The following is a 24,083-nucleotide window of genomic DNA, read 5'->3' as shown; positions in this document are numbered from 1 at the left end:
AACCCCTACCCCCACCAACACAAAATGTCGTTTAACTCGACACGCCGAAAAACAACACGTTTTGTCGTTTAACCCGCCTGCAAAACCAAAAAAGAACAGTACCCGCCGAAGCGTGTACTGTTCAGAATGCGACCTTGACGGGACTTGAACCCGCGACCTCCGCCGTGACAGGGCGGCGCGCTAACCAACTGCGCCACAAGGCCAAATGAGAAATCATTTCGTACCAACACAATGGTGTTGGTACCCCCAACGGGATTCGAACCCGTGCCGCTGCCGTGAAAGGGCAGTGTCCTAGGCCGCTAGACGATGGGGGCCAGTCGCTTCTTGGCGACTTCTAGAAATATACTGGAGACATCACCAAGAAACAAAATCGCTCCCCCAGAAGGAGTTTTAACCATGTCTGAGCAGCAGAAAACCTGTTCGTGCCACGAACCAGATGTACACGGATACAACGCCGATAGTAAGAGCAAAGCGCGTTATCTGGCGCGCCTGAAGCGCATCGAAGGCCAGGCGCGCGGGATTCATCGCATGGTCGATGAGGACCAATACTGCATCGATATCATCACCCAAATCTCGGCGGTGACATCCGCGCTAGAGAACGTCTCTCTCGCGCTCTTAGAGGACCACATAGAGCACTGTGTGGCCGGTGCGGCGGCCGAGGACGGCGAGGTGGCTAAGGAGAAGCTAGCGGAGGCTATGCACGCCATTAAGAAGCTCGTGAAAAACTAGAAAAGGAGCCGCCCGAAGGCGGCTCCTGATGTGGGCCCTGTGGGGATCGAACCCACGACCTCCGGATTAAAAGTCCGTAGCTCTACCAACTGAGCTAAAGGCCCAACGTCGGTCTATATTAGCGTGTTGACTTTTAGATCTCCTAATTAACCCCTCGCCTGAGAGTATCCAAACGAAGCAGAAGGAGGGCTTCCCAGCCGGGAGGCCCTCCTTTGCCATGGCGGTGGAGATTAACCGCGCATGTCACCCTTTTCCATGAAGTTAACCTGGAAATCGAAGGCAGTCTTCAAGTCGTGCGGGGTGTGCTGGAACTTGTTTTCCTTCGCACGCTCGTAGTACTCCTCCAACAGCGGACGGTAGTCTGGGTGAGCCACGGCGATGATCTTCTCTACGCGCTGCTTTGGAGCCAAGCCACGCAGGTCAGCCACACCGTATTCGGTGATGATGACCATGGTGTCGTGCTCGGTGTGGTCCGTGTGGGACACGAACGGAACCAGAGCGGAGATGGCACCATCCTTCGCGATGGACGGGGAAACGAAGGTGGAGATGTACGCGTTACGGGTGAAATCACCAGAGCCACCGGTGCCGTTCATGATGCGGGACCCGGACACGTTGGTGGAGTTGATGTTGCCGTAGATATCTCCCTCGATCATGCCGTTGGAAGAAATCAGGCCGACGCGGCGGATGACCTCAGGGTGGTTGGAAATCTGCTGCGGGCGCAGGATGATGTGGTTGCGGTAGCGGTCCGCCTCCGCGTTCATCTTTTCTGCGTACTCTGGCGACAGCGCGAAGGAGGTTGCAGAAGCCACGGTCATCTTGCCGGCATCGATAAGGTCCAGCATGCCGTCCTGGATAACCTCGGTGTATGCCTGGATGTTTTCGAACTTGGAGTCCAAAAGGCCTGCCATCACGGCGTTCGGTACGTTACCCACACCGGACTGCATGATGAACTTGTCGTACTCGAGGCGGCCTGCAGCAACCTCGCCCTCCAAGAACTCAATGAAGTTAGCGGCGATCTTCTCAGAGGTCTCGTCCGGCTCGCGGAATGGAGCGTTGCGGTCTGCCGAGTTGGTCTTGACAACTGCAACGACCTTCTCCTCCGGGATCTCCATGTAGGTGGTACCGATGCGGTCGCCAGGCTTGTTAATCGGGATGGGCTGGCGGTTAGGTAGCTTGTCGATGCGGTAGATGTCGTGCATGCCCTCGAGGTTCTCGGACTGCCACTCGTTGATCTCAATGATGATCTTGTCTGCAGCCTCGACAAACTCGAGGTTATTGCCCACTGCGGAGGACGGCACAATATTGCCTTCCTCAGTAATGCGTACGGCCTCGATGATGGCTACCTGGAAGTCACCGTAGAAGCCCTCTTCTACCTGCTGGCCCAGGTGGGACAGGTGAATATCCTGGTAGAGCGCGGTGCCGTCGTTGAACTGCTTACGCAGCAGCGGGTCAGAGTTGTATGGGGAGCGGAAGTTAATAGCCTCTGCCTCTGCCAAAACTCCGTCGCAGTCAGGGGCGGTAGAAGCACCGGAGAAGAGGTCAATCTTGAACTCTTCGCCCTTTTCGTGCAGTGCCTTCGCCTTATCTGCAATGGCGGTAGGCAGGCCCTTGGGGTAACCTGCACCGGTGAAGCCGGAGATTCCTACGCGGTCACCATTGTTGACGTACTTCGCAGCCTCCTCTGCAGAAACTACGAGCTTCTCAAACGGGGCGTATGCGATTCTATCGGACAACTGTCATCCTCCTTCATATACGAGTAGACCGCTGTTACGGCCAACCCAATTTAGTTACACAGACCACAGTAGCGAAAATTAACGTTTTCGCCACCATCCTTTTGTGACTTTCACCCCAATAATGGGATTCCTCAGTGACCGCCACCTTCGTTTCAGTTGCTAAATTCTGCGGTTAACGAGCACAATTAGGGCGTGAATTTGCGCATTGGAAACTATGACCTCTCCTCCCCCGTCATCCTCGCCCCCATGGCGGGGGTAACCAACGTCGCCTTCCGCACGTTGTGCCGGGAACAGGAGCTGGCCCGCACCGGAACGGTGTCGGGCTTGTATGTCTGCGAGATGGTCACCGCGCGCGCCCTAGTGGAGCGCAACGAGAAAACCATGCACATGACCACCTTTGCCCCGGAGGAAGATCCGCGTTCCCTGCAGATTTATACGGTGGATCCGGAATACACCTATAAAGCAGCCAAGATCATCGTGGATGAGAATTTGGCTGACCACATCGACATGAACTTTGGCTGCCCCGTCCCCAAGGTAACCAGACGTGGCGGCGGTTCTGCCCTGCCTTATAAGCGCCGTCTCTTTGGCAATATCGTCTCCGCCGCCGTCAAGGCCACCGAGGGCACGAATATCCCCGTCACGGTGAAGATGCGCGTGGGCATTGATGACGAGCACCATACGCACCTCGACGCCGGGCGCATTGCCGTGGATTCCGGCGCCGCCGCCGTTACCTTGCACGGGCGCACGGCCGCGCAACGTTATTCCGGCAATGCTAGGTGGGATGAGATCGCCCGGCTCAAGGAGCACCTCGCGGACACCGGCGTTCCGGTGCTGGGCAATGGCGATATTTTCCGCGCCGATGACGCCCGCCGCATGATGGAGGCCACCGGCTGTGATGGCGTGCAGGTGGGCCGCGGCTGCCTGGGCCGGCCGTGGCTTTTCGCGGAGCTGGGCGCTGCCCTGCGCGGCGAATCCATCCCCGCGGAGCCCACCTTGGGCGAGGTCACCCAGGTTATCCTGCGCCACGCGGAGCTGCTCGCGCAGCACGAGGGTGAAGATCACGCATCCCGGGACATCCGCAAGCACATTGGCTGGTACCTGCGCGGCTTCCCCGTCGGCGGGCAGGTGCGTGCCGGCTTGGCCAAGGTGGATTCCTTAGACAGCTTGCGCGAATTGCTGGCTCCCTGGGCGGATTCTGACGCTTTGGCTGCCGATGCCGATGGTGCGCGCGGGCGCCAGGGCTCGCCCTCCAAGGTCGCGCTTCCCGATGGCTGGCTCGATGACCCCGAGGATGAATTCGTTCCGGTCGGCGCCGATATTTATAACTCCGGCGGCTAAAATCGCGCAGGTGTGACTCAGCAAGCATTCGCGCGGTTTGTGAGCTATCATTTTCTGCATGCGTACTGCCTACCGTGAGCATCTGGACAACTTCTCGCACGACCTCATCGTCATGTGCGATACCGTCCGCACCATCATGGATAAGGCCTCCCAGGCGCTGCTTGACCGCGCCCTAGAACCCGCGGAGGATGCACTCAGCCTCACCGAGGAACTCGATGACATCCGCTCACGCTGTTCAGAACGCGCGGTAAAGCTTTTGGCGCTGGAAAACCCCATGGCCCAGGACCTGCGCCAAGTGGTCTCTTCCATCTACATTGTCGAAGACCTCTTCCGCATGGGCCAGCTGGCCCAGCACATTGCCGATGCCGCGCGCCGCCGCCACCCAGAGGCCGTGGTACCCGCTGAATACCTCGGGTTCATGGAAGAGATGTTCCGCTTAACCCAGGAAATGGGCTCGGTGGTACACGATATTTTGGTCACCCCAGATGCCGAGCTATCCGTTAACTTGCGTTCCGATGATGATGCGGTGGACGATATTAACCACCACCTGCTGCGCATTCTCACGCAGCGCGAATGGGGCGGAACGGTGCGCGAGGCCGTAGAGACGGCGCAGATTACCCGCTACTACGAGCGCTACGCGGATCACTGCGTCTCCGTGGCTGGACGCATCATTTACTTTGCCACCGGCCTATTGCCGGAAGAGTTTGAAAAGAAGCTCCAAGAGGACCAAAAGGATGCCGAGTTCGAGGCCCGCATGAGCGAATTAGAGCGCCAATTCCGCCGCTAATAAACGCTAATAAAACTGCCAGAAGGGCGGTACCTCCCTGCGCTGGAGGTACCGCCCTTTTCGGACAATCAGAGTCTACTTTTAGCCGAAGCGGCCAGAGATGTAATCCTCGGTCTCCTTCTGGGAAGGGTTCTCAAAGATGCGGGTGGTTTCATCGAACTCCACCAGGTGGCCCGGCTTACCGGTAGCTTCTAGGGAGAAGAAGCCGGTCTTATCGGACACGCGGGCGGCCTGCTGCATGTTGTGGGTCACGATGACGATGGTGAAGTTTTCCTTCAGCTCGTGGATAAGGTCCTCCACGGCCAAGGTGGAAATCGGGTCCAGTGCGGAGCAGGGCTCGTCCATCAGCAGGACTTCTGGCTCCACGGCAATCGCGCGGGCGATGCACAGACGCTGCTGCTGACCACCGGAGAGGCCGCCGCCCGGCTTATCCAGGCGGTCCTTGACCTCGTCCCAGAGGTTAGCGCCGCGCAGGGACTGTTCGGCTACTTCCTTGAGCTTCTTCTTATTCTTTTCACCAGACAGCTTCAGGCCAGCAACCACGTTGTCCTCGATGGACATGGTGGGAAATGGGTTAGCCTTCTGGAATACCATGCCGATGGTATTGCGCACGGAAACTGGGTCGACCTTGGGCCCGTAGATATTGGTGCCATCGAGCAGGATCTCGCCCTTGACGGATGCACCAGGGATGACCTCGTGCATGCGGTTCAAGGTGCGCAGCACGGTGGACTTACCGCAGCCGGACGGGCCGATGAAGGCGGTCACGGCCTGTGCCGGGATCTGCATATTTACGTTCTGTACGGCGTGAAAATCGCCGTAGAAAATATCGACGTCATTGAGCTCGAGCTTAGACATTGTGGAGGTTTCTCCTCTAAAGGGGTGTATAAGTAGCGGAATCGTGTGCGGCTATTTCTTGACCGAGAACTTCGCGGAAATTACTCGCGCCGCAATATTGAGGATGGCGATGAGGATAACCAGCGTCAGCGCTGCGCCCCACAGCTTATCCAGCACGGCAGGCTGCGCGCCGGCCTTGTACATATCAAGCATCATCAGCGGCAGCGAAGACTGCGAGCCCTTAAACGCGTCCCAGTTGATGACCGAGGAGGAACCAACCAAGACCAGCACGGGGGAGGATTCACCCATCACACGGGCAATCGCCAGCATGATGCCGGTCACGATGCCGGACAGGGCTGTCGGCAGCACGATGCGTGCGATGGTCTTCCACTTGGGCACGCCGAGGGCATAGGAGGCTTCGCGCAGGTCCATGGGAACCACGCGCAGCATCTCTTCGGTATTGCGCACCACGATGGGGATCATCAATAGGACCAAGGACAGGGCGACGGCAAAGCCGGAACGTCCAAAGCCGAAGAGCGTGATCCACATGGCGAAGATGAACAGCGCGGCCACGATGGAGGGCACGCCGGACAGGATGTCCACCATGAAGGTGGTGATGCGGCCGAGCCAGCCACCCTTGGAGTATTCCACCAAGTAGATGGCGGTGAAGATACCGATCGGGATGGAGAGGATGGAAGCCAGGGCGGTTTGCACGAAGGTACCGACGATGGCGTGGGCGGCACCGCCGCCTTCGGCGCTATTCATCACGCCGCGCTGGGACAGCGTCCACCAGTCAGCGGAGAAAATCACGCCGCTACCGCGAGCAATGAGCTCCCACAGCACCCAGATCAGAGGGACCATCGCCAAAGCCATAGCGCCCCATACAACGACGGTGGCAATGCTATTGGCCGCCTTGCGGGAACCGGAGATTTCCAGGAAGGTTGCCCCACCAGCGGAGGCGGGCTTGTTATTTGTCGTAGTAGTCATTGTTGTCCTTCCTTACTTGCTCTTCACGATGGCGCGGGCAATGGCGTTGACGACAAACGTCAGCAAGAACAGCATCAAACCGGCGGCGATATAGGCACCGGCGCGCGTCTCGTTACCGAACTCGGCGGCCGCGAGGGCGATGGCCGTGGCGAAAGTGGTACCGCCATCGAAAAGCGAGAAGCGGAAGTCCACCAGGGGCGAGACCACCATGTACAGCGCCATGGTCTCACCCAGAGCGCGGCCCAAGCCCAGCATGGAGCCGGCGACGTAGCCGGACATGCCGAAGGGCAGGACGGTCATGCGGATGACTTCCCAGCGCGTAGCGCCCAGTGCCAAGGCGGACTCGATCTGGCCCGGAGGCGTTTGCACGAAGACCTCGCGGGCGGTGGCGGCGATAATCGGCAAAATCATCACGGCGAGCACGATGCCACCGGTGAAGAGGTTGCGGCCGGTAGCAAAGGCGGGCGAATTATCGTAATGAGTAAACAGGAAGAACCCACCGGCCCAGGACTCCATCCAGGTGTAGAAACTGGACAGGGCTGGGCCAAGGACCTGCCAACCCCACAGGCCGTAGACGATGGACGGCACTGCGGCCAGCATGTCCACCAAGAAACCCAGTGGCTTAACCAAGCGGGCCGGGGCGTAGTTGGACAAGAAGATGGCAATCGCAAGCGCGACTGGCATGGCCAGAATCAGCGCGAATACCGAGATGAGGACGGTGGTGCCGAACATGGTCGGGATACCGAACTTCATCGCAGAAGTATCGGTGGTCTCCCAGCGTTCACCGTGGGTGAAAAAGCCCAGTAGGCCATTCTCGTTCACGCTGAGCGCGGGGACGGCACGCCAGATGAGGAAGGCGGCAATCGCCGCGATCATCACGGTAATCAGCGTGGCAGAGGCCGTGGAGAGGAATTCGAAAATGCGGTCACCGGGGCGCTTGACGGAGCTACCGGAGCTGGAGGTAGCCAAGTCAGTCTCATTATCGCCACGGGTATGAGGCTGTTCGGCGCCAGAGACGGGAAGGGCCTCCGAGGTCGATGCCTGGGTGAGATTATTGTCTGCCATGAGACGTACTAATCCTTATTTGAAGTGAAACAAAGGGACATGCGATGTACATGCCTGCGCCCCCAAAGCGCGTCTCGAGGGCGGCAGTGGGGGCGGGCGGAATGTTATTTCGCGAGGTAAAGCGGGGTTTATGCGTTACTGCAGTGCGTCAACAGCGCTCTTCAGGCGGTCAAGGTGGTCACCCTTAACTGGGATGAAGCCCTGCTCTGCCAACTGGTCATCCTGGTGATCCAGAACGTCGTTGAAGAAGGTCTTGACCAGTTCAGCGGTCTCGTCATCGTAGCCAGCGGAGCAGACGATATTGTAGGTGGTCAGGATGAGCGGGTATGCACCCTCAACATCGGAAGCGAAGAGAGCCTTGGAGTCAACGACCATGTCGTTCTCAGAAGCGGTGTCCTTGAACTCCAGGTTCTCCAGTGCCTTGTTGACGGTGTCGTCATTCAGCTCAACCGGGCCGTTGCCAAAGTCGATCTTGGCCTTCTTGACGCCGTCAGCTTCCTTCTGGTCAGCGAAGCCGGCCTCAACGTAGGTGATAGCACCCTCAATGTTTGCTACCTGGTCAGCAACGCCGGAGGAACCGTTTGCACCCTCACCCACAGCGTCTGGGAACTGCTTGCCTTCGCCGTCCCAGTTACCGGTGGAGGCGCTCAGGAACTTCTGGAAGTTATCGGAGGTACCGGACTCGTCAGAACGGAAGATGACGTGGATGTCGGTGTCCGGCAGGTCTGCGCCCTCGTTGTCAGCGGCGATGGCCTCGTCATTCCACTTCTTGATCTCGCCCTTGAAGATCTTGGCAAGGGTATCGGTGGAGAGGTTGATCTCCTGGTCACCCAGGTTATAAGCAATAGCAACCGGGCCAATGGTGGAAGGCAGGTGCCATGCGTCGTTGCCATCGCAACGCTCCTTGGCAGCCTCAATCTGGCCGTCGTCTTCCTTCAACGGGGAGTCAGAACCAGCGAAGTCTGCCTGGCCGTTGATGAAAGCCTCAACACCCTTGCCGGAACCGGAAGCAGTGTAGGACAGGTTTGCGTCTGGGTTGTCCTCTGCGAAGGCGGTGCCGAAGTAGGACATGGCGTTCTGCTGGGAGGATGCGCCCTCACCAACAAGCTCGCCAGAGACGCCGCTGCCGTCGGAGGAACCCGAGGAGTCAGAGGAGGTGTCCTCAGAACAAGCTACGAGAGCGGTAGAGGTAGCGACCACGAGGCCGAAGATAGCGGCAGAGCGCTTGAAGTTGCGAATCACGGGAAAACCCTTTCCGGTGCAGATCAGAGATTGATTGTCCGAGGAAACCGCATCCCCATAAAAAAGGGGAACTTACATCCCACGTCCGCTCTTCGGAAGCGGGGTGCAGGTGCGCAGGTGCGGCTTTCTCACAATCAGTAAAGCTAACCGGAGGAATTAACCAGCAGGGTGCCGTGAGGTAAACAATTAATGAACAAGCTAGAAAGTTGACATAACCTTAATCACACTAGCCCCAGACGACATGCTCTTCATCAACGGAAAAGCCTAGGCGCTTGTAGGCCTTCAGTGCCGGTTCATTGTCCGCTTCCACGTACAAAATAACCCGCTGAGCTCCCTTTTCTACCATGCGGCGCAGGCCAATCTGCAGCAATGGTCCGCCTAATTTTTGGCCGCGGTACGCCTCCGCAAGGCCCACCACGTAGACCTCGCCAAAACCGGGATCTTCCTCCTCGTGCCACTTGGTCCAGTGGAAACCGGCCAGGGTCGGGTGCCCCTGCTCTTTCTCGTCCCAGAAGAACAAGACATCCCGGGGATCAAACCACTCGGCCTCCATGCCGCGGTGCAGGCGCTCTAAATCCCAGCCGCCTTGCTCTGGGTGCCAAGAAAAGGCCTCGTTATTAACGCGCAGCCACTCGCTTTCCACGGTGTCCTTGCCCCACTTGTCCACCGCCTCGCTGTAATTAGCGGCCTGCAGCGGCAGCTCGCCTACGTGCGCCGCGCTATCTAGATCGCTGCCATCGATGCCCATGACCACAAGGGTGCGGGTGACATTCAAGTCGCGGGATTCAGCCAAGGCTTGAGCCGGTTTGCCATTGCCATGTGCCCAGGTCTCGAGATTGGTGGTGGCGTTAGCGGTGGCATCGTAAAGCGCGGTGCCATAGCCCGTGCCGCGATAGTCTGGGGCAATAAAAAGTTCCGCGGTGGAATCCTCGCGACTCGATACGCCAATGGGTTCGCCGTCCAGCCAGGCAACCAAGTGCTTATGGTGCAGGCGCTCATCGCGCAGGCCGTTGAGGAATTGCTCCGAAAGCGGGGCGATACCATCGGCCTTTTCCGCGTGCGCTGCCAGTTCTTCCAGGCTGCCCGCCAGCTCTGGGGAGGCGGGGAGGTTTTCTTCGGTGATATTCATGGTGTCCATAATACGTAGGCTAAATTTGAAGGCGTGAGTGTAGTCAAAGTCGACCGGCGCATTGTCCACGTCCTCATCGTGGTGGGCGTGGTCTTTGCCGCATGGGTGGCCGATGCCTGCGTGGCCATGCATTCTGAGCACAAGATTGCCCAGGAGGTAAAGGAGAACTCGCGGCTGGAAAACTCCCCCCAGGTGTATATCGGCGGCACCCCGTACCTGTTGGCGGCAGGCTCTAAAGAAATCCCCTACTTGCAGGTCAAGGCGCTCGACGTGGAGGTTCCCAAGCTGGGCATGGTCAATGCCTCGACCGTGCTGCGCGATATCACCGTTACCCCTGAGCAGGTAGTAAACGGCGATATTGAAGGCGCGCCCGTATCCACATATTCGCGCGGCATTTCCCTGGACGGCGTGGCGTTAGGGCGCCTTCTGGGCATTACCGATCTCTCCATTGCCAACCCGGATGATATTTCGCCCTCCGGCGGCGTTTCTGCCGAGGCAGAGCTTACCGGCACCCTGCCCGGCGATAAGGAAAAGTCCACCGCGATGGTCACGCTGCGGCTAGTGGGCCCGGAGTTTCGCATGGAGGTCTACGGCACCGATGATCCGCGCCTCAAGGAGGCGTTTTCCCTCAACTTCGATACGCGCGAGCTCCCGCTGCCGGCGCAGGCCACGATGGTAAGGCTGCAGGGCGGAACCCTTTACTTTGAGGTCCAGCGCCGCAATATCAAGGTCCAGATGGCTCAGCTATCCCCGCTGGAAATCGAGGGTTCGGAGCAACGGGCCGTTGAAGAGGCCGAAAAGAAGGCGGCCGATACCGCCAATAAGGTAGGTCCTGCCCCAGATGAGGACGAATCCTAACGAAGGCGAATAAAGTCCCGCAGCACTTCCTGCACGGAGCGCTGGGCCACCTGCCGCCTGTCTTGCGGCGCGTAGACCTCGATGGCATCGGCCACAGAGGTCAGCGTCACGTGGCGGAAGGTCCCCTCGGATTCGCCATCGGCCTGGAAGCGCTGCGGGGAATGGCAATCGAGTTCGACGCGCTTGGCATCATCAAAGCCTAGGGTCTTCTCCTTCACCAGCCGCTTGAGCCAGCCGTGCTTATCGGCACCAAAGAGGTGCAGCAGGCCGATGACCCCACGCACGCCACTGAGCTTTTCCAGGCCGAAAAGCGCCAGCCCCTCATCAAAGGAATTGCGCGGGTTGGTCACCACCGGCAAGGGGCCCAAGAAAGTCCAGGGGTTGGTATTAGACGTAAACAAGAGTGGGAAATCCTTCTTATGAAGCGTCTGCCCCAAGCGGGATTCCGCGTGCACCGTGATCTGTGGCGGGTTGCGGCGAGCCCGCAACCAAGCCCGAATGGCCACGTTGAGGTAGCGCAACGGGGTGGCGGAAAAGCCTTGTTCACGGGCGCGGTCCACGCGCGCGAGGACGTCCGCATCCATGCCAAAACCGGCGTTGACGGCAAACCAGCGTTCGTTCCAGGTGCCCAGGTAAATGGTGCGGCGCAGATCGCGCTCTAGCATGCGGGCCAAAACGTGGGTGGCCTCGACCGGCGTATTGGGAAAGCCGAGGGCACGGACGAAGACATTCGCGGATCCGGTGGGGATGACGGCGAGCGCCGGCACCTCGTGCGGGCTGGGGATATCTTCACTGGCTGGGCCCAGCAGGCCATTGACAATCTCATTGACGGTGCCATCGCCGCCCACGGCAATGATGACATCATAATCATCCCTGGTTATCCCCCGAACGATGTCTTCTGCATGCCCTGGGTAATGGGTGAATTTCACCAATAGGTGCATGCCTTCTACGGCCCGCAGGGCGGGCACGATCTGGCGAAAGAGCCCGTTGGATTGCGAGGTCGAATTGGGATTGGAAATCATCAGCGCATGCACAACGGACCAGTCTAGTAGTTAAAGCACCCCCGGCACGACTAGGCTGGACGCCCATGAGCGAAAATAACGAGAATACCAATACCCCGAACGTCGAGACCGCCGCTGCGTCCCACCCGGAAAACACCTCCGGCGCGCTCAATGGCAATGATGCGGTCAATCAGGCCGCCGAGCAGTGGAAGGATGCGGCCAGCCACAATATCCCCGCCATCGAGCTTGGCGATGCCCCCGTTCCCGCCGATACCGCCAACCTGCGCCAGGGCCCGTCGCTGCACGATGGATTGCTAGGACTCCTCCCCCTCGTCGGCGTCTGGCAGGGCGAGGGCCAAGCCCACGACACCGATGGCAGCGAATACACCTTTGGTCAGCAGCTGGTCGTCGCCCACGACGGCGAGAATTACCTGACCTTTAGCTCGCGCACCTGGAAGATCGATACCGAGGGCAAGCCGCAGGGCCCGTCTACCCGCGAGACCGGTTTCTGGCGCATCTCCGCCAAGGATGAAATCGAGGTCACCTACACCTCTTCAACCGGCATCGTGGAAATCTTCTACGGCGAGCCCTTCAACGAGCGCGCTTGGCAGCTCGAATCCGCCTCCACCATGGTCACCGAGACCGGCCCGAAGAACCTGGGCCCCGGCAAGCGCATGTACGGACTCATGCCCAATAACAACCTGGGCTGGGTAGACGAGCGCATGGTCGATGGCGAGATGCGCCCCTATATGTCCGCCGAGCTCACCCGCATCGCAGGCTAAGCAGCTGGCTAGGCCCCTAGCGCGGCATCAATAAGCCCCCGGATTTCTTCCTCGTTATCCGGGGCTTTTAACGTTTTTTCATTCAGCTTGGTCACCCGCACCGCTACGCGCACGGAAGAGACCAACCACACCGAGTCGGATTTTTCTAAGTACTCCACCGTCAGCGGCTTGGCCTTGCAGCGATAGCCGCGATCCTGGGCGTAATCAAAGAGCGCTGCCTGCGTGGTGCCGGGCAAAATGCCGCGGCCGGCGGCAGTGCGCAGCTTCTTTCCCCGCACCGCCACCACGGTAGAGGTAGCGCCCTCTAAGATTTCGCCGGTATCCGGATCCGTCAGGATGAGATCATCGTACCCCTTGTCCTTGGCCATGCGCAGCATCGCCATCGTCGCGGCGTAGTTGAGCGTCTTGGCCGGTAGCTCTTCGGCCACGTGCCACAGGCGCGGGCTCGTCATGACGGTGACGCCGGTGGTGCGTTGGCGAAGCGGGGCATCGCCAAGCGGCTGCACCGTCACCCACGCTGTGGGCACGCCGGTCGAAGCCCGGCCGCGGGTATAGGTCCAGGTGCATTTGGCATCGGGAAGCTCGGCATCGGCGCCGCAATAATCCGCAATCGCCAGCCGGGTCGCCTCTTCCCACTTATCCATCGGCGGCTCCGGTAAGTCGAGCGCCCGCGCCGAATCGCGGAAGCGCTGCGCGTGGCGGGCAAGGTTGGCCGCCTTACCGTCGCGAACCAAAAGCGATTCAAAGATGCCATCGCCGCGGGTCACGGCGGCATCATCAGCATAGACCAGCGGCAGGGAGGGCGAATGCTTGCGCACCGACCCACCAAAAGGTTCCACGACGTAGATGACCGGCTCTTTTCGCGGGGAGGGTTTCATAGATTCGATTATGCCCTACCATCGGTAGATGTGAGTTATTCTTCGCCACTTCTTCAACGCGCCGGTGCCGCCGAGCACCAGGACGCGACTGTACTCGATGCCCAAGGTGTGGCCTGGCACTATGGCAATCCCCTCGGGGAACAGCGTGCGGCCGAGACCGAGACCATAGCCATCGACCGCTCGCAGCGCCGCGTGCTGCGCGTCAGCGGTGCTGATGCGCCGGGGTTTCTTAATAACCTGCTCTCGCAGAAGCTTGACGATGCCCCCTCCGGCTTCTCCGCCGGTGCCCTCGACCTGGATATCCAAGGCCACATTTTGCACCACATGGATATCACCCGCGCGGGCGAGGACTTCTACCTCGACCTGCCCGCCGCGCAGCTCGAGTCTGCCCAAGACTTTTTAACCAAGATGGTCTTTTGGTCTGAGGTCACGGTCGAAGAAGCAGATATCGCGATCGTGACATTGCTGGGTGAACCCGATATTCCCACCCCACCCACCGTAGTCTTTTCCCGCGAGGTGCAGTGGCCGGGAATCAGGCGCATTGACCTGGGCATTCCGCGCGAACAGTTGGTGGAATCCATGGCCGCCCTAGAGGCAGAGGGCGCGCGGCTTGCCGGGCTCATGGCCTTTACCGCCGAGCGCGTGCGCGCCCGCGAGCCGGAGCTCGCCGCAGATTTGGATAAGAAATCCATCCCGCACGAGGTTCCGCAGTGGATTAGCCGCAGCGATGCTAACCCCGCCCACGTACACCTGAATAAGGGCTGCTACCGCGGCCAGGAAACCGTGGCCCGCGTGGAGAACCTGGGCCGCTCTCCTCGCCTCTTGGTGCTCCTCCACTTGGACGGATCCGCGCCGGAGAGGCCGAATGTGGGCGATGACATTACATTCAATGGCCGTAAGGTAGGTCGCATTGGAACCATCGTGGATGACTGCGACTTCGGCCCCATCGCCTTGGGTCTAGTAAAGCGTTCTGCGCTGGATGCAGGCACATTGGAAATCGGCGATACCGCGGCGTCGATTGATGCATCCTCCATCCCCAAAGATGAGGGCCCCAAGGCCGGGCGCGAGGCGGTAAACCGGCTGCGCGGGCGGTAGATTTTCCACTCATCGGGGGGCCGGTGCGGAATTTTTTCGTCACACGCGCTATTGTGTCTTACAGGAAGATACACAATTGACAAGCCGATGGGGCGCCCAAGAATCCCTGGAGCGCCCTACTAGCCCAAGGGGGTCATGCACATGGGACGCGGACGCGCTAAGGCAAAGCAGACCAAAGTTGCACGCCAGCTCAAGTACAACTCACCCGAGATGGATATCGAGTCCCTTCAGCGGGAACTCGCTGCTCAGCAGGAGGGTGACTCCCACGACTACGAAGAGGATGATCCCTACGCCGAGTATGTCGACGAATGGGATGAGGACAACGACGACGAGCGCTAATCTTCCGCTCGCCGGATAAATCCACAGAAGGCCTTAGGTTTTTAACCTAAGGCCTTCCTCTTGTACCTAGAAGTTTGAGTGTTCACCCTGCATGATAACGCGCGGTTCTTCGCCGTCTGCTTCGCGGACGCTGCCCAGCTCCCACGCATCAATGTGGCGGGCGGTGAGCATGGCCAAGGCGCGGTCGCGGTCCTCCGGATTGACCACGGCAATCATGCCCACGCCCATGTTGAAGGTCTTTTCCATCTCCGCCAGCTCGACCTTGCCCATGGACGAGATGAGCTTAAAGATCTGGCCCGGATTCCACGTGGAGCGGTTGACCTCAGCGCTCAGGCCCTCTGGGATGACGCGCTCCAAGTTGCCGGCCAGCCCGCCGCCGGTGACGTGGCAGAAGGTGGATACGGAGCATTCCTGCGCCAGCGCCAGGCATTCCTTGGCGTAGATGCGGGTGGGTTCCAAAAGCTCTTCGCCTAACGGACGTCCGAGCTCTTCCACATAACCGTCTAGCGGCATGCCCGCCTGCTCCAGTAGGACGTGGCGCGCGAGCGAGTAGCCGTTGGAGTGCAGCCCGGACGAGCCCATGGCGATGAGCACATCGCCCTCGCGCACGTTGTCTGGGCCCAACACGCCATCGGCCTCAACCACGCCGACGGCGGTGGCGGAGACATCGTATTCATTCTCCCCCATCATGCCTGGGTGTTCCGCGGTCTCGCCGCCGAGCAGCGCAGCGCCTGCCTGCACGCAGCCCTCTGCGATGCCCTTGACCACCTCGGCCACCTTTTCCGGCACGACTTTGCCCACGGCGATGTAGTCCTGCAGGAATAGCGGCTCGGCGCCGCAGACGACTAAGTCATCGACGCACATCGCCACCAGATCGATGCCAATGGTGTCGTGCTTATCCATGGCCTGCGCAACGGCGAGCTTTGTGCCCACGCCATCGGAGCCGGCGGCGAGGATGGGTTCCTTGTAATCGCCCAGCTTGAATAGCCCCGCAAAGCCGCCGAGGCCGCCCATGACCTCCGGGCGGGTGGCGCGCTTGGCGTGTGGGGCAAATAGGCTTACCGCGCGGTCGCCTTCTTCGATATTGACGCCGGCTGCGGCGTAGGTGTTGTCACTCATGTTTTTGAAAGTTCCTTAGAAGTTTTTATTGGGTTCCGAGCAGGGTGCGCACGGCATCGGCATTGGGGTTTCCGGCGGGAAGGCCAAGGGGGTAATCGCCGGAGAAGCAGGCGGTGCACAGCTCAGAGCGAGGCTGCTCGGTGGCGGCGACCATTTCATCGATGGAGACAAAGCCCAAAGAGTCAGCGCCGATGGTCTCGCAGATGGTGGAGCAAATCTCTTCCGGGTCATCGGACGGACTGGCGTTGGCAATGAGCTCGCCGGGCGAAGCGAAGTCGATGCCGTAAAAGCACGGCCACTTCACCGGCGGGGAGGCAATCCGCACGTGGACCTCGGCGGCGCCGGCCTCGCGCAGCATGCGGATAAGCGCGTGCTGGGTATTGCCTCGCACGATGGAATCATCCACCACGACGAGCTTTTTGCCGTCGATGACCTCGCGCAACGGGTTGAGCTTTAGCCGGATACCCAGCTGGCGCAGGGTCTGCGTGGGCTGAATAAAGGTGCGGCCTACATACGCGTTTTTCACCAAGCCGTGGGCGAAGGTGATGCCGGATTCGCGGGCGTAGCCCACCGCGGCCGGGTTGCCGGATTCCGGTACGGGGATGACCAGGTCTGCATCCTCAACCGGGTATTCGCGGGCCAGGCGGCGGCCGATCTCCACGCGGGAGGCGTTGACGGAGCGGCCCTTGATATCGCTATCGGGGCGGGCCAAGTACACGTACTCGAAAACGCAGCTGCTGCGCTTGACAGGCGCGAAGTTTTCAGAGCGGATGCCGGCCTCATCGATGGCGACGAGCTCGCCCGGCTCGATTTCGCGAATAAATTGCGCGCCGCAGATATCCAGCGCGCAGGTTTCAGAGGCAACGACCCAGCCCTTGGCCAGCCGGCCCAGCACCAGCGGGCGCACGCCCTGCGGGTCGCGCGCGGCGTACATGGTGTGGCCATCAGTAAAGGTCAAGCAGAATGCGCCCTTCACCCGCGGTAGAAGCTCGCGGGCGGAATCGAAGACGGAGGTGGTGTCATCGACGCCATCGGCAAGCAGCATGGACAGACACATCGAGTCAGAAACCGATTCTTCGTGCGGCTTAATCAGGCCGCGCTCGACGGCCTCTGCGCGCAGCTCGAGGTAATTGACCAGGTTGCCGTTGTGGCCCAAGGCAATGTCCACGCCGGTCGAAGAGGTGGAAAACATCGGCTGCACATTGGACCATTCCTTGCCGCCGGCCGTGGAATAGCGCGTGTGGCCCACCGCGACATTGCCGGTTAAGGCAGAAAGTGTCGATTCATCGAAAATATTGGCCACCAGGCCCATGTCTTTGAAGACGACGATGCGGTCATCATCGCCCACCGCAATTCCGGCGGCTTCTTGACCGCGGTGCTGGAGAGCAAAAAGGCCAAAGTAGGTAAGTTTGGAGACTTCTTCCCCGGGAGCCCAGACGCCAAAGACGCCACACTCTTCGCGGGGTTCCTCCTCGTTACGATCGTCAAGGTCAGTGATACTAGGAGTATGTACTTCTACCACGGCGTTTATATTAGCGCGTTGGGCCGTCGAAAACTAACGGAATGATGGGCAGCCACTGCGCAATCTCCCCTGAACGCGACCCGGAAGCATCGACGCGACCTGTGTTTTTGACCTCGTCCCAGTCCGTAACACCGGTGGCCAAACGCAGCCAAGTCTCCGCATCCATTTCCACCACATTGGGTGGGGTGCCGCGCGTGTGACGAGGGCCTTCAATGCACTGCACCGCAACAAATGGGGGTACGCGCAGCTCCACTGAGTGCCCCGGCGCGTCGGCCTCGAGGGTGCGGGCGGTGCGACGGACGGCATCGGCAAGCAGGGCCCTGCCTGGCTTTTGTTGCCCGTCCGGGTCCTGAATCCAATCCTTGATGGCGATGACTGCCGCGCGCGTGGCGGCGGGATCTACGGGTTTAGGCATAGCCACAGCATAGCTACTGTTATCTTATTGTTTATGTCACCTACTGACGCTGCTGCGGAAACCCAAAAGTCCCCTACCCTGACGCTGCGCTTTATGGCATCGCCAACCGATGTCACCATGGCCGGCGCCCCCGGCATCAACGGCGGGCGCGTGCTGGAGTGGATCGATAAGGCCGCCTACGCCTGCGCCGTACAGTGGTCCGGGCAGTACTGCGTGACCGCCTATGTGGGCCATATCCACTTCACCCGGCCCATTCCCTCCGGGCACATCGTGGAGGTGCGCTCGCGCATCGCGATGACCGGCCGGTCTTCCATGCACATCATCAACGAGGTGCTTTCTGCCGATCCCCGCGAGGGCATTTTTACCCGCGCCTGCGATTGCCTGGTCATCTTCGTGGCCAAGGACCCCGAAAGCGATAAGACCACCCCGGTTCCCACCTTCGTACCGGATACCGATGAGCACCTGCGCGTGGCCGAGGCCGCGAAATCCCGCATCGAGCTGCGCAAGGCCATCGAGCTGGAGATGGACAAGCAGACCTACGATGGGCCTTCCGATGCCCCACGCATGGTCAACCGCTTCCTGGCCAAGCCCACCGACGTCAACTGGGGCGGCAAGGTGCACGGCGGCACCGCGATGCAGTGGATCGATGAGGCTGGCACCGCCTGCACCATGGAGTGGTCCGGCGAGCGCACCGTCGCCGTCTATGCCGGTGGCATCCGCTTTTATAAGCCCATTTCCATCGGCGATCTCATTGAGGTCGATGCCCGCATGATGCGCACGGACCGCCGCTCCATGCAGATGTCCATCCACGTCCGCGCCGGCGATCCCCGCGGCGGCCGCGATAACCTCAAGACCGCCATTCACGCCACCGTGGCCTACATTGCCCTGGACCGCGACGGGCAGCCGCTGACCGCGCGCACCTTTACCCCACAGACGGAAGAAGACATCCGCTTGGCCGAGCATGCCAATATCTTGCGCGAGCTGCGCGGCGAATATTCCCCGAAGCCACTCATCGTGGCGCCGCACTACCAACACGTGGATTAAATTTTCAGCACATTTTCTTTTGCGCAGTACTTCTGCCCTAGCGTGGTATTAAATAGGTAACAGAAACCACGCTAGAGAAATGAGTTGAGATGTCTAACCCACGCCTGCGCCGCAGGATGCAGTACTCCGCCGCATTAGTTGCCTCCGCAGTGCTGCTGGCCTCCTGCCAGAACCCGGCCAACCAGGAGGATAAAGATGAGGCTTCGGCTACGCCGACGACTACCTCTTCTTCTACTTCCGCGGAAAAGACCTCAGAAGCATCTTCCACGGCATCGAGTTCTAGTTCCGCAACCAGCTCCAACAGCGCCAGCAGCTCCGCCACAAGCTCTTCCACCACTTCCGCCAAGCCGAGCGGCTCCCATGCCAAGCAGCGCTCCGAAATCGAGGGGCATGTGGTGGTGCTTTCTACCGGCGGCACCATTGCCAGCGCCCACGATGACAAGGGCGCGGTGGTGCCCACCGTCAAGGGCTCTGACTTGGTGGACCCGCTGTACTCCGAGTTCAACAAAGACAAGTTGGAACTTGAGGTCAAAGACATTGCCAACCTGGATTCTTCCGCGATGACCTTGGCCGATACCGATAAAATCATCACCGCCGTACAAGAGCAGCTAGAGCGCGATGACGTCGATGGCGTAATCGTCACCCACGGCACCGATTCCATGGAAGAAACCGCCATTGCGCTCGATACTTTCCACGACAGCGATAAACCCGTCGTACTCACCGGCGCAATGCGCCCGTTCGATGACGATGATCCAGACGGCCCAGAAAACCTCGCTACCGCGGTAGAGACTGTCACCAACCCGGACTATGCCGGCCACGGCGCATTCATCGCCTTTGGCGGCAAGGTTATCCCCGCCCGCGGCGCGTTCAAATCTGATACGGAAAAGGCCGATGGCTTTGCTACCAACAGCCAGGAGAAATTCCCAGAACGCCCCGATCCGCTGAAGTACGCTCCGCTTGGCGATGTCCGCGTGGACATCATCGCCGCCTACCCCGGCGCCCCAGCGGATCTCATTGAGCGATCCTTGGCCAAGGGCGCACAGGCCATCGTCATTGAGGGCATGGGTTCAGGAAATATCGGCCCCGATCTGGCTAATGCCGCCGTGGAAGCCGCCAAGTCCGTTCCCGTCGTGCTTACTACCCGCGTGGATCACGGGCCCGTTGAGGGCATCTACGGCGGCGCCGGTGGCGGTGCCACGCTTGCCGATGCCGGCGTCATCCCCTCCGGCAACCTCCGCGCACCCCAAGCCCGCATGCTGCTCGCAGCCGCAGTTGCCACGGGAACGGATGCACAAAAGCTCTTTCCCACTGCAAAATGAGGCCGTATACTTTAACGCGAAACTGAAAGGAGGAAAGCATGGCTGAAATTTTTGACGTTGGGCAGTACATAACTGAACGCATTCCCAATGTGGACAAGCTCAAGCTGTACAAGCTGTGCTACTTCTCCCAAGGCTGGCATCTGGCGTGGACGGGCCGACCGTTATTCCAAGCGGAGTTTCAAGCGTGGCGACATGGCCCTGTTTCCCGCGAACTGCGCACTCAAACCTGGCAGGTAGCAGGGACCAAAGAGCCCTGGCCGGTCCCCTATGTTCCCGGTGGCCTGTCCGACAATCTCAGCACATACGAACGTGCAGTAGTAGATAGCATCATCGCGTTTTACGGCGGAGTTGAATCGACCCGGCTTTCTGACTTGAGTCATGGCCTTGCCTGGAACGAGCTCCTCCAAGAGTTCTCCCAGGCGATGATCTCCGGCGAGCCCACCCCGCGACCTCCGCTACAACCAGCAGAAGTTCTTTTGCCTAATGTTGACCTCAACGGGGATGTGGATGAAGTTTTAGCCACACCACAGGCCAAGGAAATCGAACAAGACTGGTGGGAGACTTTCCGGATTCTCGCTGACCGTTAACCAGACGGATTTGCGGCAAGGATTGATCATCCTGGCGCATGCCGCCCTGTTCAATAACACGGCAATTACGGTCTAGGCAGCGCCAACGACCACTTGCCATACCGCCACGAGGTGCACCACTGCCGCCGCGATGGTCGCGGTGTGGAAGTGCTCGTGATAGCCGTAGTAGCGCGCATTGCGCCCAGGCCACTTAAAGCCATAGACCAGCGCACCTACGGAGTAAACCACGCCGCCGGCCAGCAATAGCCAGACCACTGCTGCGCCGGCATCACTCCACAGCGTGGGTAGTAGCGGCAGCACCAACCAGCCCAGCGCTAGGTACACCACAACATCGAGCCACCGCGGGTGCTCAATCCACACTAGGTTCAAAATCACGCCCAAGATCGCGCCCGCCCACGCAATGGCGAGCATCCATGCTGCCTGCGCTGGGGATAACGCAATCAAACACAACGGGGTGTATGTGGCGGCAATGAATACCGCAATCGTGGCGTGGTCCGCCCGCCGCCACCATTGCACCGCTCGGGGGCTAGGCCACGGATAGCGGTGGTACAGCGCCGAGACGCCAAAAAGCCCTACCAATCCTAGGCCATAGACGGTAACGCCTAGCCCCTGCCACCAGTGCAGCGTCATCCACGCATACGTGATGAGCACGGTGGAGGCGATTACCGATAGCAACGCCGCCAGCGCATGACCCCATCCACGGGTCAGCGGCCGCTCGCCGCGATCCGCCATCCAATAGGTGCGCTGCACCAAGCCTTCTTTCAAGGGATGCTCCCCCGCCTCTTTTGTTCCTTCAGCATGTATCTGAGCCACAGCGATACTTCTTTCTCCCACCAGAGCTAAGTTACGTTACCGTAAGTCTACTGAGGGGAGTAAAGAGCTTCAAGGAAAAGGAGAATCTAATCCTTTTCGCCAGAATCCATCCCATCTACGAGCCACATGGTTTCCATTAACGCATGGGTAAAGCCCGATCTCCATCATCGACCCTTGTAGGAGTATATTTATTCATTGGAATTCCGTTCGGATTGCGCAGTCTCCCACGAGCATGAGGAAGCAAATAACCTGAAATGTTAAAAGTTCGGAATGACATGAAAATTCCTCCGCTAGGGCCTGCCTGGGCGGGAGCACTCATGGGACTATCGATCTCCTCATCCCTCATCGATACGCACTTAAGCCCGGTGATTGGGCGCCTCCCTGCCGAAATCATGCTCGGCGTGGCGACTCTTGTCTTCTTGGCGCTCACGGCGGGATTCATTAAGTACCGAAATCCAGGTTTTCATTCCGACGACATGCCTGCATGGGGCATGGTTTCCATGGGCATCCTTGCCTTGGGCAGCGCCTACTCCCTCATCTTTGATGCCTGGTCAATTCACGCTGTGTGTTGGGCCGTGGGAACCGTCCTCAGCGTGATTACCTGCTTAAAGTATGTAAAGTATCTTCTCTTCAATCATCCCACTAATCCCGCCTTTGCCTTAGGGCTTCCGCTGGTGGCACCTATGGTTTCCGCCACTGCTTCGGCACAGCTGGCAACGCACGCTGGCGAGTGGAGCTCGGTCATCCACGGCATCGGCGTGTTCTGCTTCGTCTTGGCTTGGGTTACGGGAATGCCGATATTCGCCTTCGTTTACCGGCGTACCTTCCCCAAGGTTCCCATTAACTTCGCCGCCACCGCTTGGATTCCACTGGGGTTGGTCGGCCAGTCCACCGCGGCAGCACAGCTACTCGCCGGTGACCAATGGCATTTCCGCGCCATGATCTATGGTGTAGTGATGCTGAGCTTCGGCGTGCCGCTGTCGGTCTATGCCATCGCCAAGCATTGGGGTACCGCTCTTGGAAACACCCCAATGTCTTTTAACCCCAGCTGGTGGGCCAGCACCTTCCCCGTGGGCACCTGCTGCCTCGACACTCACACCCTGTCCACGCAGCCCGCGGCGCTGGCGTGGGGCCTGGGCTGGATGGATACTGTCAGCGCCGCCTTGCTTGTTTTGCTTCTCCTCCACGTCACTTGGGCTGCTTTTGGAGCCGTCAAAACCGCTTCCGAGCACTTCAAGGTCAGTCAAGTAAGCCACGCATAACCCCAGGGGTTTCGGGAGCCTAAGAAGCTTGCGGATCGTGCTCGGCGAAGAATTGGGGCATCGCCTGGAGCAAGTGCTGATTCCACACTCCATGGGCGCTGAGGGCGGATGCGTGGTCAGCGTGAGGACGCACGTACTCGCTCAGGTCGATGTTCTTTTCATGCGCTATGCGGCGAAAGTCGTCATAGCTTTCCGGCGGGACGAGGCGATCGTTGTCACTGCGGACAATCTTGATGGGCGGCATGTCCGAAGTAAGGTGCGTAGCCGAGGTAACGAAATCCGCGCGGTCTGGATATTCCTCCGGCGTTCCACCCAGGTATTTCTGCACGGTATCGCGGGAACCCTGCGCGGCATAGGGATCGTCAGAATCATAGATGTGGCGGACATCGAGGGCCGGTGAATCCACATACACGGCGCGGGGAACGGCCGGCGTGCCGGGGCAATCGGCGGAAGGCAGCTGGTTGGGGCGCGCGGCGGCATCGGCAGTCGCATTCAGCACCAACTGGCCGCCGGCGGATTCGCCGTACATAAAGAAGCGCTCCGGGTCGCCGTCATAATCCACTGCGTGGGCGTGGGCCCAATTCATCGCGCATCCCACCTGCCCCGCTGACACCTTCCACGTGGGCTGATCCCAGCTGGACAGCGTGTAATCGATGGATAATACGAGGTAGCCGCGTTGCGCCATCTGCCGCATATTGAACGCCTGGGAGTGCTTGTTCATCTGATCCCAGCCGCCGCCGTGGACATACATCATCACCGGGTGGGTGCCGCCATCATTGGGCCTATAAATATCCATGTCCAAGTCCTCGCCATGGAAAGAATCGTAGGCCACCGTGTGATCAGGGCCCTCGTCGGTGCTTTCCACACCAGCCCAACTAAACGCGGCGCTAATATCCACGTCGGTCCCCTGCTCCTTCGCGGCATGAATCTGCGTCCCAAAGAGCGCTATGCCTGCAATGAGGGCAACCGCCGCAAACGCGCCTGGCACGTAGAAGCTGCGGGAGCCGAACCTTCCAAGCGCCGCAAGGACCAGAAGAATAAGGGAAAAGATAACAACCGGACCGACATACTACGGGCCGATGAGCGCACCCGCGCCCCAATAGGGAATATGCGGCGTAAACGGCGCCACCGCAAGCCACAGTGCGAGGAAAGCGACAAGCGCAAGCGGGACGGACAGCAACCGGGCAACGATCTTCATACCGGCA

Annotated in this window: 25 protein-coding genes and 3 tRNA genes; 11 read left to right on the top strand and 17 right to left on the bottom strand. The window is 59.8% G+C overall.

The annotated features are described in order from the left end of the window. Nucleotides 1-129: 129 nt before the first annotated feature. A tRNA-Asp gene (locus tag ABRP93_RS06650) sits at nt 130-203 on the bottom strand. A gap of 35 nt (nt 204-238) precedes the next feature. Further along, a tRNA-Glu gene (locus ABRP93_RS06645) sits at nt 239-314 on the bottom strand. A gap of 82 nt (nt 315-396) precedes the next feature. Here ABRP93_RS06645 and ABRP93_RS06640 point away from each other — a divergent pair. Further along, nucleotides 397-729 (top strand): metal-sensitive transcriptional regulator, encoded by a 333-nt coding sequence (locus ABRP93_RS06640; RefSeq protein WP_005279633.1) that lies wholly within the window; start codon nt 397-399, stop codon nt 727-729. A gap of 31 nt (nt 730-760) precedes the next feature. Here ABRP93_RS06640 and ABRP93_RS06635 read toward each other — a convergent pair. Together ABRP93_RS06635 and scpC are read right to left on the bottom strand one after the other, a co-directional pair. Further along, a tRNA-Lys gene (locus ABRP93_RS06635) sits at nt 761-833 on the bottom strand. A 126-nt stretch (nt 834-959) separates the two neighbouring features. Then, the gene (gene scpC / locus ABRP93_RS06630) at nt 960-2,462 is read right to left on the bottom strand and encodes a succinyl-CoA:acetate CoA-transferase ScpC (protein ID WP_349887356.1); all 1,503 of its coding nucleotides are present in this window, start codon (nt 2,460-2,462) and stop codon (nt 960-962) included. A 192-nt stretch (nt 2,463-2,654) separates the two neighbouring features. Here scpC and dusB point away from each other — a divergent pair, with 192 nt between their 5' ends. Then, nucleotides 2,655-3,800: a tRNA dihydrouridine synthase DusB gene (gene dusB / locus ABRP93_RS06625; protein WP_349887355.1), complete on the top strand. Its 1,146-nt coding sequence runs from the start codon at nt 2,655-2,657 to the stop codon at nt 3,798-3,800. Nucleotides 3,801-3,858: 58 nt separating this feature from the next. Next, nucleotides 3,859-4,587 carry a phosphate signaling complex protein PhoU gene (gene phoU / locus ABRP93_RS06620; protein WP_349887353.1) on the top strand — a complete coding sequence of 243 codons (729 nt, stop codon included), beginning with the start codon at nt 3,859-3,861 and terminating at the stop codon, nt 4,585-4,587. 81 nt (nt 4,588-4,668) lie between these two features. Here phoU and pstB read toward each other — a convergent pair whose 3' ends face one another. From pstB to mshD, 5 genes are all read right to left on the bottom strand, one after another. After that, nucleotides 4,669-5,442: a phosphate ABC transporter ATP-binding protein PstB gene (gene pstB, locus ABRP93_RS06615; protein ID WP_005279626.1), complete on the bottom strand. Its 774-nt coding sequence runs from the start codon at nt 5,440-5,442 to the stop codon at nt 4,669-4,671. Nucleotides 5,443-5,493: 51 nt separating this feature from the next. Then, on the bottom strand, nt 5,494-6,408 hold the full coding sequence (gene pstA / locus ABRP93_RS06610) for a phosphate ABC transporter permease PstA (protein WP_239268321.1): 915 nt from the start codon (nt 6,406-6,408) through the stop codon (nt 5,494-5,496). Between the two features lie 12 nt (nt 6,409-6,420). Beyond that, entirely contained in the window at nt 6,421-7,473 is a 1,053-nt protein-coding gene (pstC, locus tag ABRP93_RS06605; protein ID WP_023023813.1) for a phosphate ABC transporter permease subunit PstC, read from the bottom strand. Nucleotides 7,474-7,608: 135 nt separating this feature from the next. Then, nucleotides 7,609-8,715, bottom strand: coding sequence for a phosphate ABC transporter substrate-binding protein PstS (gene pstS / locus ABRP93_RS06600; protein ID WP_349887351.1), 1,107 nt, complete (start codon nt 8,713-8,715; stop codon nt 7,609-7,611). A 226-nt stretch (nt 8,716-8,941) separates the two neighbouring features. Then, entirely contained in the window at nt 8,942-9,844 is a 903-nt protein-coding gene (mshD, locus tag ABRP93_RS06595; RefSeq protein ID WP_284772272.1) for a mycothiol synthase, read from the bottom strand. A 33-nt stretch (nt 9,845-9,877) separates the two neighbouring features. Here mshD and ABRP93_RS06590 point away from each other — a divergent pair, with 33 nt between their 5' ends. After that, nucleotides 9,878-10,702, top strand: a complete 825-nt coding sequence (locus tag ABRP93_RS06590) for an LmeA family phospholipid-binding protein (RefSeq protein ID WP_349887349.1) — start codon at nt 9,878-9,880, stop codon at nt 10,700-10,702. On the opposite strand, the gene ABRP93_RS06585 is transcribed toward ABRP93_RS06590, so the two are convergent. Continuing rightward, the gene (locus tag ABRP93_RS06585) at nt 10,699-11,736 is read right to left on the bottom strand and encodes a diacylglycerol/lipid kinase family protein (RefSeq protein WP_349887348.1); all 1,038 of its coding nucleotides are present in this window, start codon (nt 11,734-11,736) and stop codon (nt 10,699-10,701) included. The genes ABRP93_RS06590 and ABRP93_RS06585 overlap by 4 nt on opposite strands. A gap of 53 nt (nt 11,737-11,789) precedes the next feature. Between ABRP93_RS06585 and ABRP93_RS06580 the strand changes: the two genes are divergently transcribed. Further along, nucleotides 11,790-12,485 (top strand): heme-binding beta-barrel domain-containing protein, encoded by a 696-nt coding sequence (locus ABRP93_RS06580; RefSeq protein WP_023023824.1) that lies wholly within the window; start codon nt 11,790-11,792, stop codon nt 12,483-12,485. Between the two features lie 8 nt (nt 12,486-12,493). On the opposite strand, the gene ABRP93_RS06575 is transcribed toward ABRP93_RS06580, so the two are convergent. Continuing rightward, nucleotides 12,494-13,363, bottom strand: a complete 870-nt coding sequence (locus ABRP93_RS06575; protein WP_284772268.1) for an aminodeoxychorismate lyase — start codon at nt 13,361-13,363, stop codon at nt 12,494-12,496. 30 nt (nt 13,364-13,393) lie between these two features. Here ABRP93_RS06575 and ygfZ point away from each other — a divergent pair, with 30 nt between their 5' ends. Further along, nucleotides 13,394-14,458 (top strand): CAF17-like 4Fe-4S cluster assembly/insertion protein YgfZ, encoded by a 1,065-nt coding sequence (ygfZ, locus tag ABRP93_RS06570; protein WP_349887347.1) that lies wholly within the window; start codon nt 13,394-13,396, stop codon nt 14,456-14,458. A gap of 141 nt (nt 14,459-14,599) precedes the next feature. Continuing rightward, on the top strand, nt 14,600-14,797 hold the full coding sequence (locus ABRP93_RS06565; protein WP_023023830.1) for a DUF3073 domain-containing protein: 198 nt from the start codon (nt 14,600-14,602) through the stop codon (nt 14,795-14,797). Nucleotides 14,798-14,863: 66 nt separating this feature from the next. On the opposite strand, the gene purM is transcribed toward ABRP93_RS06565, so the two are convergent. Genes purM through ABRP93_RS06550 form a run of 3 tightly spaced genes read right to left on the bottom strand, consistent with a single transcriptional unit; the run spans nt 14,864 to nt 17,853 of the window. After that, nucleotides 14,864-15,916 (bottom strand): phosphoribosylformylglycinamidine cyclo-ligase, encoded by a 1,053-nt coding sequence (gene purM, locus ABRP93_RS06560; protein WP_023023832.1) that lies wholly within the window; start codon nt 15,914-15,916, stop codon nt 14,864-14,866. Nucleotides 15,917-15,941: 25 nt separating this feature from the next. Beyond that, on the bottom strand, nt 15,942-17,438 hold the full coding sequence (purF, locus tag ABRP93_RS06555) for an amidophosphoribosyltransferase (protein ID WP_349887345.1): 1,497 nt from the start codon (nt 17,436-17,438) through the stop codon (nt 15,942-15,944). 10 nt (nt 17,439-17,448) lie between these two features. Continuing rightward, nucleotides 17,449-17,853, bottom strand: coding sequence for a sterol carrier family protein (locus tag ABRP93_RS06550; RefSeq protein ID WP_023023837.1), 405 nt, complete (start codon nt 17,851-17,853; stop codon nt 17,449-17,451). Between the two features lie 33 nt (nt 17,854-17,886). Between ABRP93_RS06550 and ABRP93_RS06545 the strand changes: the two genes are divergently transcribed. From ABRP93_RS06545 to ABRP93_RS06535, 3 genes are all read left to right on the top strand, one after another. Beyond that, nucleotides 17,887-18,897 carry an acyl-CoA thioesterase gene (locus ABRP93_RS06545; protein ID WP_284782715.1) on the top strand — a complete coding sequence of 337 codons (1,011 nt, stop codon included), beginning with the start codon at nt 17,887-17,889 and terminating at the stop codon, nt 18,895-18,897. 89 nt (nt 18,898-18,986) lie between these two features. Then, on the top strand, nt 18,987-20,216 hold the full coding sequence (locus ABRP93_RS06540; protein ID WP_349887344.1) for an asparaginase: 1,230 nt from the start codon (nt 18,987-18,989) through the stop codon (nt 20,214-20,216). A 38-nt stretch (nt 20,217-20,254) separates the two neighbouring features. Next, nucleotides 20,255-20,803, top strand: a complete 549-nt coding sequence (locus ABRP93_RS06535; protein WP_349862550.1) for a Panacea domain-containing protein — start codon at nt 20,255-20,257, stop codon at nt 20,801-20,803. A gap of 72 nt (nt 20,804-20,875) precedes the next feature. Here ABRP93_RS06535 and trhA read toward each other — a convergent pair whose 3' ends face one another. Continuing rightward, nucleotides 20,876-21,535 carry a PAQR family membrane homeostasis protein TrhA gene (gene trhA / locus ABRP93_RS06530; RefSeq protein ID WP_232208563.1) on the bottom strand — a complete coding sequence of 220 codons (660 nt, stop codon included), beginning with the start codon at nt 21,533-21,535 and terminating at the stop codon, nt 20,876-20,878. Nucleotides 21,536-21,870: 335 nt separating this feature from the next. On the opposite strand from trhA, the gene ABRP93_RS06525 reads away from it, so the two are divergent. Next, on the top strand, nt 21,871-22,878 hold the full coding sequence (locus tag ABRP93_RS06525) for a TDT family transporter (RefSeq protein ID WP_349887342.1): 1,008 nt from the start codon (nt 21,871-21,873) through the stop codon (nt 22,876-22,878). A 19-nt stretch (nt 22,879-22,897) separates the two neighbouring features. On the opposite strand, the gene ABRP93_RS06520 is transcribed toward ABRP93_RS06525, so the two are convergent. After that, a complete protein-coding gene (locus ABRP93_RS06520) occupies nt 22,898-23,866 on the bottom strand; it encodes an alpha/beta hydrolase family protein (protein WP_349887340.1) in 969 nt (322 codons plus the stop codon). 81 nt (nt 23,867-23,947) lie between these two features. After that, nucleotides 23,948-24,076: a hypothetical protein gene (locus ABRP93_RS06515; protein WP_349887339.1), complete on the bottom strand. Its 129-nt coding sequence runs from the start codon at nt 24,074-24,076 to the stop codon at nt 23,948-23,950. Nucleotides 24,077-24,083 lie beyond the last annotated feature (7 nt).

It is taken from the genome of Corynebacterium sp. KPL2850, from assembly GCF_040225855.1.
GTDB lineage: Bacteria > Actinomycetota > Actinomycetes > Mycobacteriales > Mycobacteriaceae > Corynebacterium.
The sequence above is the reverse complement of the archived record's forward strand: the minus strand, read 5'-3'. Positions and strand labels throughout refer to the sequence as shown.

What these genes read in the sequence shown, in the direction of transcription:
- ABRP93_RS06640 (WP_005279633.1), top strand. Translation starts at nt 397, where the DNA reads ATGTCTGAGCAGCAGAAAACCTGTTCGTGCCACGAACCAGATGTACAC.
- phoU (WP_349887353.1), top strand. Translation starts at nt 3,859, where the DNA reads ATGCGTACTGCCTACCGTGAGCATCTGGACAACTTCTCGCACGACCTC.
- pstB (WP_005279626.1), bottom strand. Translation starts at nt 5,442, where the DNA reads ATGTCTAAGCTCGAGCTCAATGACGTCGATATTTTCTACGGCGATTTT.
- pstA (WP_239268321.1), bottom strand. Translation starts at nt 6,408, where the DNA reads ATGACTACTACGACAAATAACAAGCCCGCCTCCGCTGGTGGGGCAACC.
- pstC (WP_023023813.1), bottom strand. Translation starts at nt 7,473, where the DNA reads ATGGCAGACAATAATCTCACCCAGGCATCGACCTCGGAGGCCCTTCCC.
- mshD (WP_284772272.1), bottom strand. Translation starts at nt 9,844, where the DNA reads ATGAATATCACCGAAGAAAACCTCCCCGCCTCCCCAGAGCTGGCGGGC.
- ABRP93_RS06580 (WP_023023824.1), top strand. Translation starts at nt 11,790, where the DNA reads ATGAGCGAAAATAACGAGAATACCAATACCCCGAACGTCGAGACCGCC.
- ABRP93_RS06575 (WP_284772268.1), bottom strand. Translation starts at nt 13,363, where the DNA reads ATGAAACCCTCCCCGCGAAAAGAGCCGGTCATCTACGTCGTGGAACCT.
- ABRP93_RS06565 (WP_023023830.1), top strand. Translation starts at nt 14,600, where the DNA reads ATGGGACGCGGACGCGCTAAGGCAAAGCAGACCAAAGTTGCACGCCAG.
- purM (WP_023023832.1), bottom strand. Translation starts at nt 15,916, where the DNA reads ATGAGTGACAACACCTACGCCGCAGCCGGCGTCAATATCGAAGAAGGC.
- ABRP93_RS06550 (WP_023023837.1), bottom strand. Translation starts at nt 17,853, where the DNA reads ATGCCTAAACCCGTAGATCCCGCCGCCACGCGCGCGGCAGTCATCGCC.
- ABRP93_RS06545 (WP_284782715.1), top strand. Translation starts at nt 17,887, where the DNA reads ATGTCACCTACTGACGCTGCTGCGGAAACCCAAAAGTCCCCTACCCTG.
- ABRP93_RS06540 (WP_349887344.1), top strand. Translation starts at nt 18,987, where the DNA reads ATGTCTAACCCACGCCTGCGCCGCAGGATGCAGTACTCCGCCGCATTA.
- ABRP93_RS06535 (WP_349862550.1), top strand. Translation starts at nt 20,255, where the DNA reads ATGGCTGAAATTTTTGACGTTGGGCAGTACATAACTGAACGCATTCCC.
- trhA (WP_232208563.1), bottom strand. Translation starts at nt 21,535, where the DNA reads ATGGCGGATCGCGGCGAGCGGCCGCTGACCCGTGGATGGGGTCATGCG.
- ABRP93_RS06525 (WP_349887342.1), top strand. Translation starts at nt 21,871, where the DNA reads ATGTTAAAAGTTCGGAATGACATGAAAATTCCTCCGCTAGGGCCTGCC.
- ABRP93_RS06515 (WP_349887339.1), bottom strand. Translation starts at nt 24,076, where the DNA reads ATGAAGATCGTTGCCCGGTTGCTGTCCGTCCCGCTTGCGCTTGTCGCT.